This window comes from Meiothermus sp. QL-1, from assembly GCF_003351145.1.
In the GTDB taxonomy this organism is placed as follows: Bacteria; Deinococcota; Deinococci; order Deinococcales; family Thermaceae; genus Meiothermus.
The window spans coordinates 1-14,398 of record NZ_QQSV01000006.1 but is presented as its reverse complement, the minus strand read 5'-3'; the positions used below and the strand labels follow the sequence as shown (position 1 = coordinate 14,398).

10 protein-coding genes are annotated in these 14,398 nt (G+C 66.4%); 1 reads left to right on the top strand and 9 read right to left on the bottom strand.

Annotated features, from left to right (window positions below; translation table 11 throughout):
* The first annotated feature begins 1 nt into the window (after position 1).
* Positions 2-1,507 (top strand): tripartite tricarboxylate transporter permease, encoded by a 1,506-nt coding sequence (locus DV704_RS07635; protein ID WP_114798991.1) that lies wholly within the window; start codon positions 2-4, stop codon positions 1,505-1,507.
* 72 nt (positions 1,508-1,579) lie between these two features.
* Here the strand turns inward: DV704_RS07635 and DV704_RS07630 are convergent, their stop codons facing one another.
* The 9 genes from DV704_RS07630 to DV704_RS07590 form a co-directional block, all read right to left on the bottom strand.
* Positions 1,580-3,646, bottom strand: a complete 2,067-nt coding sequence (locus DV704_RS07630; RefSeq protein WP_114798990.1) for a S8 family serine peptidase — start codon at positions 3,644-3,646, stop codon at positions 1,580-1,582.
* Between the two features lie 9 nt (positions 3,647-3,655).
* Complete coding sequence (locus DV704_RS07625) at positions 3,656-5,668, bottom strand: carboxypeptidase regulatory-like domain-containing protein (protein WP_114798989.1); 2,013 nt, start codon at positions 5,666-5,668, stop codon at positions 3,656-3,658.
* Positions 5,669-5,822: 154 nt separating this feature from the next.
* Entirely contained in the window at positions 5,823-7,397 is a 1,575-nt protein-coding gene (locus tag DV704_RS07620; RefSeq protein ID WP_114798988.1) for a DEAD/DEAH box helicase, read from the bottom strand.
* 157 nt (positions 7,398-7,554) lie between these two features.
* Positions 7,555-9,564, bottom strand: a complete 2,010-nt coding sequence (locus tag DV704_RS07615; RefSeq protein WP_114798987.1) for a molybdopterin-dependent oxidoreductase — start codon at positions 9,562-9,564, stop codon at positions 7,555-7,557.
* Between the two features lie 7 nt (positions 9,565-9,571).
* Positions 9,572-10,426 (bottom strand): pyridoxal kinase PdxY, encoded by an 855-nt coding sequence (pdxY, locus tag DV704_RS07610; RefSeq protein ID WP_114798986.1) that lies wholly within the window; start codon positions 10,424-10,426, stop codon positions 9,572-9,574.
* A gap of 3 nt (positions 10,427-10,429) precedes the next feature.
* Complete coding sequence (locus tag DV704_RS07605) at positions 10,430-11,317, bottom strand: histone deacetylase (protein WP_114798985.1); 888 nt, start codon at positions 11,315-11,317, stop codon at positions 10,430-10,432.
* Positions 11,318-11,440: 123 nt separating this feature from the next.
* Complete coding sequence (locus DV704_RS07600; RefSeq protein ID WP_233498295.1) at positions 11,441-12,088, bottom strand: monothiol bacilliredoxin BrxC family protein; 648 nt, start codon at positions 12,086-12,088, stop codon at positions 11,441-11,443.
* 144 nt (positions 12,089-12,232) lie between these two features.
* Positions 12,233-13,888 carry a hypothetical protein gene (locus DV704_RS07595; RefSeq protein WP_147279597.1) on the bottom strand — a complete coding sequence of 552 codons (1,656 nt, stop codon included), beginning with the start codon at positions 13,886-13,888 and terminating at the stop codon, positions 12,233-12,235.
* 304 nt (positions 13,889-14,192) lie between these two features.
* The coding region (locus DV704_RS07590; RefSeq protein WP_147279596.1) for a zinc ribbon domain-containing protein at positions 14,193-14,398 on the bottom strand (206 nt) is incomplete at its 5' end.

Here is a 14,398-nt window from a genome sequence, read left to right as displayed (position 1 = left end):
TATGGATATCCTACAGGCCCTTCTAAACGGCTTCGGGGTGGCGTTACAGCCCCTAAACCTGCTGCTGGTCTTCTTGGGGTGTTTGGTGGGCACTCTCATAGGTGTGCTGCCTGGAATTGGGCCCATCAGCGGGGTGGCGCTGTTGGTGCCCCTCACCTTTGCCCTCAAGCTTCCGCCTGAGTCGGCCTTGATTTTGCTGGCCGGCATCTACTACGGGGCCATGTACGGGGGCTCCACCACCAGCATCCTGCTCAACATCCCAGGCGAGACCTCCTCGGTGGTGACCGCCATAGATGGCAACAAACTGGCCAAGCAGGGCCGGCCCGGCCCGGCCCTCGCCATGGCGGCCTGGGCCTCCTTCATCGCCGGTACCCTCTCGGTGCTGGGCCTCATGACCCTGGGGCCCCTTCTAGCCCAGTGGGCTATCCGCTTTGGGCCTGCAGAGTACTTTGCCCTCATGGTTTTCGGCTTTTCCACCCTTTCGGCCCTGGCAGGCAAGAACCTCTTCAAGGCTCTCACCGCCACGGCGCTGGGCTTGATGCTGGCCACGGTGGGCCAGGACCCGCAGTCCGGTATAGCCCGCTACACCTTCGGGGTGATGCAGCTCGAGGATGGCCTGGACTTTCTGGTAGTGGCCATCGGCCTTTTTGCAGTGAGCGAGGTCTTGATGCTTCTGGAAGAGAAAACCCCAGGGGTCATCAAAGCCCAGGTGGGGCGGATCTACCTTTCCCTTCGTGACTTCATGGGCTCACTCCTCACCATCCTGCGCAGCAGCGTGCTGGGCTTTTTGATCGGGATTCTGCCAGGGGCTGGGGCCTCTATTGCCAGTTTTGTGGCCTACACCAGCGAAAAGCGCTGGCTGGGCCCACGGGGGCGGCTGGGCGAGGGCGACCTGCGGGGGGTGGCGGCCCCCGAGGCGGCCAACAACGCGGCAGCAGGTGGGGCCATGATTCCCCTCCTCACCCTGGGCCTTCCCGGCAGCGGCACCACCGCCATCATGCTGGGTGCCCTTATGAGCCTGGGGGTAACCCCAGGCCCCCAGATGTTTCAGCAGCACCCCCAGGTGGTCTGGGGCTTGATTGCCTCGATGTATGTGGGCAACGCGGTTTTGCTCTTGCTAAACCTACCTTTGGTGGGCCTTTTCGTGCGCCTCCTGGCGGTGCCTGCGTGGTTTTTGATACCGGCCGTGCTGGCCATCAGCTTCATCGGGGTCTACGCGGTCAACAACAACCCCTTCGACCTGCTCTTGATGGCCTTTTTCGGTTTCCTGGGCTATTTGATGCGTAAGCTCGAGTTCCCCCTGGCCCCGGTGCTTTTGGGCCTGGTGCTCGGCTACCTGATGGAAATCAACCTGCGCCGCGCTATGACCCTGAGCGGTGGAGACGTGGGCTATCTCTTTAGCAGCCCCATCGCCATCGCCCTTTGGGGGCTGGCGCTGCTCTCGCTCTTGGCCCCTTGGCTCCTATCCCGCTTTCACCGGCGGGGCCTGGGGGGCGAGGAGCTTTGACCGTGGCTGGGGTTTGGGATAGCTAGAAGCCTACCCCCGGCTGAGAGTGCAGCCGGGGGTTCTTCCTCTAGGTCAGTTGGTCTTCCTGAGCTCGAGCTGGTACTTGTTGAAGGGGCTGTTGTCGGAGGCGTTGGGGTTGCTGGCAATGGTGTAGCTGGTCACCACCAGGTAGTAAGTGCCGTCGCTGGTTAGGGTGTAGGTGATTTCCGAGTCGGTGTTCTGCCCGGGGATGATGTCGTCGTTTTCGGCCAGCACGTTCCCGTTCCCGTCCAGCAGGTAGAGGTAGGATTCCAGGGTCCCTCCCAGGCTGGAGCGGGCGTAGACCCGGGCCCGGATCTGGTCTCCAGAAGTTCCGGAGAAGGCAAAAAAGTCAAAGTCCCGGGGCTGGCCAAAGATGTAGGCCGTCTGGGTGGTGGTGTTGTAGACCATGGGCGTGGCCTGGGCGGGATTGTCGTTGGGCTCGTAGGGGTCGGTGGGGTTGAGGTTCACCTCGCTGGCGTTCAGGCGCACCCGCTTGAAGTCAGGGTTACCCGCATGGGAGCCCGAGGTGGCCACCAGGGTACCCACGAAGGTACCCCGCTCCTCGGGGAAGCCTCCCGTGAGGGCCAGGTCAGCCCCGGCCACGTAGATGTCGTACTCCCCAGGGGCAATCTCGTAGAACCAGGCCTCCCCCTCCTGGTTGGTGCGGGCCCAGTACATGGGGGTGGGGTCGGTGGGGTCTCCGGGTCGCAGGCCCTTGCCCCGCAGGATCACGTCGGCCAGGAGACCGGGGAAGACGCCGTTTTGGTTGAAGTACTCCACCTTTACCCGCACCACCGCGCCCTTGGGGGGAAGCGCCCCGCAGCCCTGCTGCAGGAGGTCGGCCAGGTTGCCGGCGTTCAGGTGCCCCCAGCCTTTTTGGCGGCTGAAGCTCCTTTCCCAGGTGGTGGTCTCCAGGGCCCGGCGCACCTGGTAAGGGGTGGCGCCCGGGCAGGCGGCCTTCACCAGGGCGGCCGCAGCGGCGGTGTAGGGCCCCGAGAAGGAGGTGCCGGAGATGAGCCCGTAGCCCCCCCCCAGCCAGGTGGGGTTGGCCAGGAGGACGTCCACCCCGGGGGCGGCGGTGGAAACATGGCGGCCATGGGTGGAGAAATTGGCGCGGTTGCGGTTCCCGTCCGCCGCCACCGAGGCGATTATTCCCGGGTAGCCTGCGGGGGTGCGCACCTCGTCCTTGTAGGAGTTTCCGGCGCTGGCCACCACCACCACCCCGTTGGCCAGGGCGTAGTCAAAGGCCTCCTTGACGAGCTCCCCATACCCTAAGCCGCCCCAGGAGTTGTTGAGCACCTGGGCCCCATTGTTCACCGCCCACACGATGCCCCGGGCCACGTAGAAATCGCCCACGTAGCCGGGCTGGAAGATGGCCACGGGGAGAAACTTGGTCCTGGGAGCTAACCCAGCGATGCCCTGGCCGTCCCGGGGAGCGCTCACCGTGGAGGCCACGAAGGTGCCGTGGTAGATGTTGGGGTTGTTGTTGATGAAGGCCAGCCAGGCGCTGGCGTTGGTGTAGGTGGTGTCCGTCACAGGGTCATAGGCCCTACCCGCCCAGTTGGCGGCCAGGTCGGGGTGGGTGACGTCGGCGGCATCGTCGATGATGGCCACCGTCACCCCCTGGCCCTCAAACCCCAGGTCCCAGGCCCGCTTGGCGTTCAGGTGGCGGGGGTCCAGGGCGTACTGGGGTAGTGCGTCCAGAATTTGGTCAGCGGGGTTGGCCAGGGGTAGCAGGTCGCCTTCCCGGTGGGGGCGCTCCACGGGGTCTTCGCTGGGCGGGGTGACCTGGGCCAGGTGGGGCTCGGCGAAGCGCAGGCCCTGAAGCCCTTTCAGGCTGCGGCTCGCCTTCAGGGCATCCCCATTCACCTGAAGAAGGGCGGCCTTGAGCTCGGGTATCCGAGCGATCTCTCTGGCCCGGATCTTTTGGATGGCGGCCTGGAGGGCGGCCTCGTCCTGGTAGCCCACCACCACCTGCCCCTGGAAGTGGCGGATGCCCTCAGAGATGGTGGTCACACCTGGAGGGGAGGCGGGAGGGGTCGCCCCCTGGGGCCCCTGGGAGCAGGCCCCGAGCAGGGCGGCAAGGCTGAGGATGAGGGTTAGGCGAAGGTTTTTCATCGTTTCTCCTTACTGCCCCGTGGTGAAGTCAAAGACCTGGGTGCCGGGACGGGTGATGCGGATGAAGGAGGTGGAGCTGGGCCAGGTCTGGATGCTGTAGGCCGAGATGCGGTTTTCCTGGGGGTTGTGCTTGTAGGCGTAGGCTACGAAAAGCTGCCAGGCGTAGGAGCGCAGGGCCTGGAGGGCTGGGAGCTGGGCCAGGCCGTCAAAGTTGTAGGGGATGCTTACCGTTCCCTGGGTGGTGTCCACGGGCACCCGGTTGGGCCTTGCCGGGTCTATGATTCCCGCGGTGTCGGTGAAGAAGACCACTCTGTTGCTGGGTGGGTGGAAGCCGTAGACCAGGGCCTCACCGCTGGGGATGCCGTTGTCCGGGGTGCCAAACTCCACCAAGAGGTTGTACCCGGCCAGGCTCTGCCAGGCCACGCTGTCCCCGGTAAGGGTGTCCCAGAGGACCAGGTTGTAGGCGGCGCCGTCCGCTCCGATGGTGAGCTGGGGATGCCCGATGACGAAGTCCGGGGTGCGGGAGACGCCCACACTTTCGTCCGCAGGGCTCAGAAGGGGGGCAAAGAAGGGGGGAAGGGGCGTAGTGGCGCTGGGGGCGCTTGGGGCCTGGTTGGCCCCCCGGGCCACCACCCGGTAGTAGTAGGTTTGGCCGGGGGTCAGGTCGGGCGAGGCGTCGCGGAAGAAGAAGGGCCGGTTGAGGGGGTTGTTGGTGTCGCAACTGCTGCTTCTGGCCCCACCCACCGTGCCTACCCGGTTCCAGTTGGTCCCGTCGGTGGAGCGCTCTATGTCAAAGGCGAAGGGAACGGCGGTGGCGGTGTAGCACCAGCGCACCTCCACGTAGAGGTTGCTCCCTTCAGGCGCCGCTTGGGGGTCCAGGGTGAGTTCGCCCATCATCCCCTTGGCCACGGGTACTTTGAGGGTGGTTGGGCTTTTTACGCTGTAGAACCCCACGGCCTCGCCCAGGGTGATGGCCGTGGCCGCTACCCCGGTGGGGGCGCTCACGGTGTTGTTTTGGTTGGGGGAGGTGTTCTTGAAGGTGATGGGAATCAGGTAGTGGCTACGGTTCAGGTTGAAGTCGTAGGCTACCACCTCCACGTAAACGGCTTCTCCGCTGGTGCTGCCGAAGCCGGCCACGTTGGCACCGCTGAGGGTGCGGTTGCCGGTGTCCTCCACGTTGCTGAAAGCTTGGCGGGTCCAGGTAGCGCTGTTGGTGATGAAGGTAGCGCCTGGGGTGCGGCCCAGGGCCACGTAGATGAGGCGCATGGGGCGGACGTAATCCTTGCTGGTGTCCACCTGGACCCGGAAGGGGATGGCGTTGGTGAAGGTACCCCCTTCCAAGGGCTGGGTGCCATCCTGGGTGATGAGGAGGGTGGGCGGGGTGGTGGAGGCGTTGGCGTCAAAGGCCTGGCGCTGGATGAGGGTGACGCTGGCCATTTCCGGCACCCGGATGCCCTCCAGAACGCTTCCCGCCATGCCGGGCTTCTGGGCTTCCAGGCGGTAGGTGCCGGGGGCCAGAGTGCCAAAGCTGAAGCTTCCATCGGCCCCGGAGAGGGTCGTGCCCACGAGGTTGCCGTTTTTGTAGAGCTTGAGCGTGCTTCCGGCCACGGGCCCGCCGGCGTACTCGCTCACCACCGCACCTGAGAGGGTGTGTACAGCAGTCGGATCGTACGTTATTTGGATGGTGGCGCTACCCTTGTTGTTGGCCTGGTCGTAGGCGTGGACGGCGATGGTGTTTTGGCCCTGCTGGAGGGTGACCTGGAACTGGAAGGAGACGTTTTGGCCTGGGGTGATGGGGACCTGCTGTTCCTGGCCGCCGTTGAGCTGGTAGGTGATGCGGGCCACCTGGGTGTTGTCCTGGGCGGAGCCCTGGATGGCGACCTGGTTGCTGTTGAGCGTAGTGTTGTTTCGTGGCTGGGAGATCGTAACCGTGGGGCTTGTGGTGTCGGGGGTACTTGAGGAACACCCAGCCAAAAGAAGGGTGATGCCTAGCAAAGAAAAGAAAGACCTCAGGAGCTTCATCCGCCTCCTCCTAGATGGCTTGGACGATGGTTTTTGACTTTGGCCTACGATAAGCGAACTGCTATTTTTACATCTCCCAAGGAGAATGCGCCGTTAGAATAATACACCGTTAGAATTCGGTCAAGGAGAAACCAAACCCTTGCGAGGTTCCTGTCTAACGATAGGCCACCCGCCGGCGTTCACCTGCAGAGGTGCTTCGGCGGTATTGCTTGGGCTCCGACTCGGGAGGTACCTCAGTGGCCCGGCTGAGCTTTAGCTCGCGCAAAGGGGTGGGCTCGAGCCGGTCCATATCGGCGGGGCGCAAATCCACGTAGGCCGTGTCGCCCTCGAGGCGAACGCGGCCGATTTCCCCTGCCCCGGCGGCTTTGAGCAGCGCCACCACCCGGCTTACGCTGAGGCGCGGGCCCGTGAGCCTGAGGGTGACCCAGTTCTCCTCGCCCGTGAGCAGGCTCCTGGGGGTGGGGGCCCCGCCCAGAAGCAAAGCCAGCATGCCGGCCACCGCGTCCACCCCTCCCTCCACCACCAGCCGCTCGGCCTGTTTCCGCCACAGCTTTTTGTCGGCCTCGGGCTGGGCCGCGATGCGCCGGGCCAGGGCCGCCCACTTGGCCTCCATCACCTCCTCGGGGGTGGGGGGGTTGATCCGCTTGAAGCTGCGCTTGAGCTCGCGCTCAAGGGTCTCCAACTCACGCTTTTCGCGGGGTCCATAGAGCACCACCACCCTGCCCGAGCGCCCTGCTCGCCCGGTGCGGCCCGAGCGGTGCAGGTAGGTCTCGGGCTGGTCGGGCAGGCGGTAGTGCACCACCAGGTCCACCTGGGGGATGTCCAGCCCTCGCGCGGCCACGTCGGTGGCCACCAGAACGGTGGTGGCCCCGCTGCGGAAGCGCTCCATCACCCGCTCGCGTTCGAGCTGCCCCATATCGCCGTGGATGGGGGCGGCGTTGTGGGCGCGGCTTTCCAGGCCCAGGGCCAGATCGTTGCACTCGGCTTTGGTGCTGGTGAACACGATGGCCCGCTCGGGGGCGTAGGCGAAGAGCAGGTCGGACAGCAAAGCCAGGCGGTTTTGCAAAGGGGCCTGGATGGCCACCTCCTCGTAGGAGACGGCCTCGTCCTTGATGACGTTCACGTGGATGGCGCCCTGCTGGTAGCGCTCCGAGAGACGGCGGGCCCAGGGGGGCAGGGTGGCCGAGAACAGGAGGGTCTGGCGCGAGGGAGGGGTGGCTTCCAAAATCCGCTCCACCGCCTCCTCGAAGCCCATCGATAGCATCTCATCGGCCTCGTCCAGCACGGCAATCTCGATCTGGGAGAGCTCGAGCACCCCCTGCTCCAGGTAGTCGAGGGCCCGCCCGGGGGTGGCCACCACCACGTCGGTGCCGCGCTTCAGGGCCTCGGCCTGCTTGCCGTAGCCGGTTCCGCCGTAGATGGGGGTGATGCTGAGGTGGGGGGCCAGCCAGGCCAGCTCCTTGGCCACCTGCAGGGCCAGTTCGCGGGTGGGGGTGAGCACCAGGGCTCTGGGGGCCCGGCCCCGCGCGCGGGCCGGCTCCAGCCGGTGCGCGATGGGGATGCCAAAGGCCAGCGTCTTGCCGGTGCCGGTGCGGGCCTGCCCCAGCACGTCTTTGCCTTCCAGAGCCAGCGGGATGGCCGCGGCCTGGATGGGGGTAAGGGTGGTGAAGCCCTTGGCCTGGATGGCCTGGGCCACCTCGAGCCGCAGATTGAGCGCAGCAAATTCCATCGGTTCTTCCTCCGGGTGTGGGGCTCGAGCCGCCCATCCCAGAAAGAAAACCGTCGGGGCTACCCTGGATGTACGGCCCACTGCGCGCCCAGCCGCACCCGGCGGCCATTGGGCGCAACCCTAGCAGTTTGGGGGTTGGCACAGCTTTTGTCAAGCCCTAGTCCAGCGGCTCCAACCGCACCGGGTTGCTGTGGAAGGTGGAGCCCGCGCCTAGGTCGGTCAGGTGCTCGCCGGTGAGCCAGTTGATCCCCTTGCCGTCGGGGGCCGGGGCCTCCCACCAGGTGCCCTCCAGCACCACCGTGCCGGGGATAGGGGCCTCGGTGACCCGCACCCGCCGCACCACCGCGCCGTGCGGGGAGCGGATGCGCACCAGCGCCCCGTCCTTCACCCCAAAGGCCTGCGCGTCCTCTGGATGCACCAGCAGGAAGGGCTCACCCCCCTCGGCCCGCACCAGGCGCTCGATGTGCCCGTAGGTGCTGTTCAGGAAGTGTTTGGCTGGGGGGGTAAGCAGAATCAGGGGAAATTCGGCGGTGGGCTCGGTCAGGATGACCTGGGGCGGGGGGTCGAAGGCTATCTTGCCCGAGGGGGTGCCGGCCTGCTCGGTGAAGGGCTGGTAGCCCCGGGGGATGTTGAGCCGCACGAAGCCCTCGGCCTTGAGCCGCTCCAGGGTGATGCCCTCCAGCCAGGGATGGTCGGTGTCCAAAAGCGAGCGCGCCAGGGTCTCGGCGTCCCAGTAAAGGGTGGGCTCCTCCAGGCCTAGCCTTCGGCCCAGTTCGGCGAAGACCCAGGTGTTGGGCCGGGCCTCGCCCTGGGGGGGCAGGAGGGCCTCGTTCCAGGAGAGGTAGTAGTGGCCGTAGGCGGTGTAGAGGTCGGGGTGCTCTAAAAAAGTGGTGGCGGGCAGCACGAAGTCGGCGTAGCGGGTGGTCTCGGTGAGGGCCTGCTCCAGCACCACCGTAAAAAGGTCCTCGCGCAGCAGGCCCTTTTGCACCAGGTCGGAGCGGGGGGCGATGACCGCCGGGTTGGAGTTGAAGACGAAGAGGGCCCGGATGGGGGGCTTGAGGGCGGTGAGGGCGGTGCCGAGCTGGGTCATGTTGACCCGCCGGGGTGGGGCGGGGCGCCGGGCCAGGAGGTGCTGGCCGCCCAGGAATTTTCGGTTGAGGGCGAAGGCCCCGCTGGTGCTCAGCAAAGCCCCGCCGCCCGGGTACTGCCAGGCCCCGGTGAGGGCGGGCAGCAGGATGACCGCCCGCAGGGCCGAGCCCCCGCCGGGGTGGCGGGTGAGGCCGTAGCTGGTGCGGATGAAGCTGGCCCGGGCCTGGGCGAACTCGAGCCCCAGCCGCTCCACCGTGGCCGCCGGTACGCCGGTGACCGCCTCCACCCGCTCGGGCGTCCAGGCCAGGGCTGCTTGGGCAAAGGCCTCGAACCCGGTGGTCATCCGCGCAATGTAGTCCCTGTCGTGGAGCCCGGCTTGGATGATGGCCCGGGCCATCCCGTAGGCCAGCGCCGCATCGGTTCCGGGGCGAATCTTGATGTGCTCGTCGGCAAAGCGGCTGGTGAGGTTCTCGTAGGGGTCAATGTGCACGATGCGGGCCCCGTTGTGCCGGGCTTCCTTGAGGAAGGGGGTGAGGTGGGTGTGGGTGTGCAGGCTGTTGATGCCCCAGAGCAGAATGAAGCGGGCCTTGGGCACCTCCTCGGGGTCGGTGCCGAAGCGGTGGCCGTAGGTGGCCTCCCAGGCGGCCCGGCCCGCGGTGGCGCAGATGGTGGTCTCGAGCTCGCTCGCACCCAGGGCCCGGAAGAAGGCAAGGGGATGCTCGTACTGCATCAGGCCCATGGTGCCGGCGTAGTGGTAGGGCAGGACGGCCTCGGGGCCGCTTTCGGCCAGAATCTGCCTGAGCCGCTCGGCAATCTCGTCCAAAGCCTCGGTCCAGCCCACCCGCTCAAAGCGCCCCTCGCCCTTTCGCCCCACCCGCCTGAGGGGGTAGAGGGGCCGCAGGGGGTGGTGCTGCCGTTCGGGGTAGCGGTAGGTCTTGACGCAGGCAAAGCCCCGGGTGATGGGGTGGGCGGGGTCGCCCTTCACCTCCAACAGCCGGTTCCCCTCCAGGGTTACCAAAAGCGAACAGGCGTCGGGGCAGTCCAGGGGGCAGGTGGCGCGGGCCTGGCGGGGCTGCATGGGGCCATTATAAGCGCCGTTCTGCCCTGAAGCGCCGGCTGGGTTGGGCGTACTCCTCCTGCGCAGCCACCAGACAAAGCTCGCGGCTTCGGGCCTGGTGGGTGTGCCAGAGCAGCCCCCACAGGGCCGATACGGCCAGCTCCAGGCTGGGCACCAGGGCTTTTTCCCGCAGGTAGTGCCCCAAAAACAGTGCGGCTAGGGCGTCGCCGGTCCCGTTGGGGGGCGGATGGAAGGGGATATAGGGGGTGCGCACGCCAAAGGCGCCCTCCTCGCCCACGGCCAGGGTCTCGGTCTCCTCCCCCTGCCGCAGGCCGCTGACCAGCACGATGCGGGGCCCTTCGGGCCGCATCTGTTCCCGCAGCAGGCAGGCGGCCTCGAGCGCTGCGTCCAGGTCATCTACCTCCCTTTGGCTGAGCAGCCCCAGCTCGAAGGGGTTGGGGGTGAGGAGGTCGGCCTGGGGTAGCAGGCGCTGGATGGCCTCGGGAACCTGCGGCTCCACGTAAAGCCGCCCTTCGTCGCCCATCACCGGGTCGCAGCAGAATAGGGCCCTTGGGTTCTGCGCCCGGAGCTGCTCCAGGGCGAAAAGGACGGCCTGGGCGGTGCCGGCCTGGCCCATATAGCCCAAGAGCAGGGCATCGCACTTGGCCAGCACGCCCTGTTCAGCCAGGCCCGCCACCACTTCCAAAAGGTGCGCGGGGGGAAGCCGCATGCCCCGGAACAGGCCGTAGCCGGGGTGGTTGGAGAACTGTACGGTGTGCACGGCCCAGACCTCAAAGCCCAGGCGCTGGAGGGGAAGGGTGGCCGCAGCGTTGCCCACATGGCCGTAGGCCACCCAGCTTTGGATCGAAAGGACCTGGCCCACCCCTCACCTCTGGCCCAGCATGGCCAGGGCCAGCCGGTAGGTCTGGGCGTGGGCGGTCACGGTCAGCTGGGGGTCGCGGTTGTAGCCGCCGCCCATCACCACCACCAGGGGCAGGTGGGCTTGCTTTACCCGAGCAAAGACCTGCCGCTCCCGCTCGGCCAGGCCTTCTAGGCTCAGCCCCAGCCGGCCAAAGCGGTCGTTGCGCAGCACGTCCACCCCGGCGTTGTAGAAGACCAGCTCGGGCCGGTGGGCAAAGGCCTGGTCCAAAGCGGGCTCCAGGGCGGCGAGGTAGCTCCGGTCGTCGGTGCCGTCGGCCAGCCCCACGTCCAGGTCGCTTGCCTCCTTTTTCAGGGGGTAGTTGCGCTCGGCGTGGAGCGAGAGGGTGAAGACCGTGGGGTCGCCCTGGAAAAATACCGCGGTGCCGTTGCCCTGGTGGGCGTCCAGGTCCACTACAAGCACCCGGCCCTGGAAGCCCCGGGCCCGCAGGTAGGCCACCGCCACGGCCACGTCGTTGAAGAGGCTGTAGCCCTCGGCCCGGTCAGGGAAGGCGTGGTGGGTGCCCCCGGCCAGGTTCAGGCCCAGGCCCCACGCCAGGGCATCCAGGGTGGCGGCCAGGGTGCCCCCTGCGGCGTGGAGGGCCCGCTCGAGCAGGCCCTGGCTCCAGGGCAGGCCCACCCGATGGGCCTCGGCCCGGCTCAGGCCCTCGCGGCGCAGCTTGTCCAGGTACCCTGGGTGGTGGGCCAGGGCCAGGGTTTCCCAGCCGATGACGGGGGCGGGCCGAACCTCCAGCTCTTCCCTCAGCGCCTCGGCCACCCCCTGGTACTTGTAGCGGGGGAAGGGGTGGTAGTCGGGCAGTTCCAGCGTGCAATGGGCGGTGGAGTAGGCGCGCATTTCCACACCTTATCCACAACTGCTTGCTAGGCTAGGTCTGCCCGGCCTCGAGCCACCCCTGCTCAAAATGGTTCCCATTGAAACCCCTCGGGGCCGGGCTCCCCACCGCCAGGTGGGGTTTTTTTACAGGGTCTCCAGCCGCTCCCGCAGCGCCCGGGCCCGCTCCCGCAGGGGGGTAGGCGAGGGGTTGTTCTGCTCGAACTGGAGGATGGCCATGGGGTGGATGTGGTGCTCGTCGGGGTTGCCGAAGAGCGAGTTGAGCAGGTCGAACTCCTCCTTAGAGCGCAGCGCAGCGTCTTCCCGGAAAAGGTTCAGGTAGGTCCAGGCGAACTGGGGCTCGCTGATGGCCCCGCCCAGGTAGGCGTCCAGGAGGCGCTTGTAGGGCTCGAGGTCGCTCCGGGCCCCGCTCCCGGCCTCCACCACCGGCACATCGGCGAGGTGGGCAGCGAAGAGGGGCTCGAGGTTTTCCGGGGTGATGTCCCAGTTGTTGAGCTCAAAAAGCGGTTGGGCGTTGCGGAAGAGGATGATCTGGGGGGAGTGGTGCACGATGCCGGTGCGCTCGGCCACCCGGTTGGAGGCGGGGCGGTGCTCCACCACCCGGATGATGCCCACCGGGATGGAGGGGCGTACCCGGAGCATCTGCTCCACATAGCCCCAGCCCTGCATGGTCTTGTGGCAGGTGCCGGCCTTGAAGATGGCCGCCACGGGGTGCCCTTCGATGAAGGCGTCGACTTCCTCAGGGGTGGTCAGGGGGTGCATGCGCTCTCTCATAGGCTCGAGTCTAGCCGAAGGCCCCTCTAGGCAAACGTCAGCCACCACACCTCGGTCGCCTTGGTCCCCTTTGCATCCCCAGGGCATGCGGCATCCGAGGGGGCCTGATTTCAGTAGGCCCCCTCGGGGGTATGGAGCAAACGCCTAGGGCGCCAGGGGCCCCAGCCCCTCAACCCTGCGGTAGCGCGCAAGGAGAGTGAAGGAATACCATCCCGACGTCTGTCTGTAAAATGCTGTCCCACCCACCACAAGCCTGCCATTGGGCTGCACCAGGATTGAGGAGAGTTCAGTCTCATATGGGGAGTAGAAGAACCCAATACTACCCCCCGGGCCGAACTCCTGGTCCCGGCTGCCGTCTGGGTGGTAGCGGAAGATAACACCATTGCGAGGCCAGTTCCCTATCGTGAGCAGTTTCCCGTCCACCTCCAAGAGCTGGGTGGGCCGGTACCGGCTATCGCCTACCGGAAAGATCTGGGTGCCACCCTGGCCAAAGCTGGCGTCCAGAGCGCCATTTGCCAGGTAACGGCGCAGGAAGTAGGCGAACTGGCAGGTGCTGCCCTGGCAGCTCTGCTGTGCCCCCAGCAGAACCACCCGGCCGTTTGAATCGACAAGCAGCCGGGGCGAGTCCTCAAAGGCCCCCAGGTCAACCCTGAGCCGGCCATTCACGCCAAAAGCAGGGTCCAGGCTGCCGTCGTGGTTGTGGCGGGTGAGAAGGATGTCGCCGGATGTCAGCTCGCTGGCCACCAGGAAGTCCCCGCTCGGCAGGAGCACCAGGTCCTTCCCTGACCCCTGCTCGCTGCCAGTGTCGATACGAACGAAACCCGTTCCGGGGGCGCCGAAGCCCGGGTCCAGAAGGCCGTCGGAGCGGACCTGGAAGAGGAGAATTTTGCTGCCATTGTTCGAGGAGCTGCCAGTCCCGACCAACCTCCCATCAGGCCGGCGGATTATGGCGCCGAAGTCTTCACTCATTCCACCCAGGCTCAGTTCCAGCAGCCCGTCCTGGTCGAAGCTCGTGTCCGGAGTCCCGTCGCGGTTGAAGCGGGCCAGGAAGATGGAGGTGTTCAAGCTGCCGTCTGGTCTAAACCTGTCTCCCGCTACCACCAGTCTTTCGTTGGGCTCGAGGAGCATACTGCCTTCTCTTATTCTGGGCAGGGCCCTCTCGACAACGCCTCCCTGGCCGAACGAGGTATCGAGTTGGCCATCGGGGAGGTAGCGGACCAGTTGGATTGTGTTATGATATGCGACTAGGGCGGTGAAGCTCCCATCAGGGTGCTGGACCAGCCCCTTGAGAGAATCCCCAAAGCCGGGCGCCGTATCAGTCGCGGCGAACCCATCCCTGCCAAAGCTGGGGTCCGGTTCAGGGTCGGTGGCGACCCAAAGCTCGAAGGGGGCCTCTTTCCGGGGGAACCCATCCCCCTCAGCGTAGAGCCGGAGGTTGAGCCGCTGTGGCGAGAGGTTTCCCACGGCGATGACCAAAGGCATCCGGACTGGCTGGTCGCTTGTAATCTCGAGCCGGTCGGGTATAGGCCGCACTAGCGTCCCCCAGATTGAAAGCTCCACGCTCCCCCTGAAGCCCGAAGGAGGGGTCAGGGTGAGCTGGACCTGCCCTCGGGTATTGGGGAGAAGCTTGAGCCGGGTCGGCCCAACGACCAGGCTGCCCTCTCCACCGCCCAACCGTGCACCCACGGCAAGTGCGAGATCAGCCTCCTTGGCAATGCCGCCTGCGCTGGCCCGCACCTTGACGGTGTAGTTCCCGGCGGCCACACCGCTCCCCACGCTGATGGTGAGGCTCTGGCTCACCGGGCTGCTCCCCGTCACGCTCAGGCTGGTGGGCGCAAGGCTGACCCCGGCGGGAGCGTTGTGCAAAGAGAGCGAGACCATCCCGGTAAAACCCCCCCGGGGCGTGAGGGTAAGCCTTGTGGTCCCTTGAGCGCCCTGCTCCACAGCCAGGTTCGTGGGGTCTAGGGCGATGGCGAAGTCGGTCGAGCCGCCCGAAGGGGATGTACAGGCGAAAAGAAGGAAGAGTATCCCGGGTAGCGCGATGTTGCTTCGCATGTCTCCCTCGTGACGACTCCCCGTTCTGAAGAACGGGGCTTCGCGGTTCTCACGGGACGGCCCTTGCCGTATCCATCCCCGCAGGCTCCGTCCGAGCCCTGGCCAGGATGTTCAGCGCTGCGGCCACATCCCGGTGCTGGTGGGCGCCGCACTGGGGACAGGTGTACTCCCGCACCCAGAGAGGGCGTTTTTCTCTGTAGCCGCACACCGGACAATCCTGGCTGGTGTATTTTGGGTCTACCCTGACTACCCGCC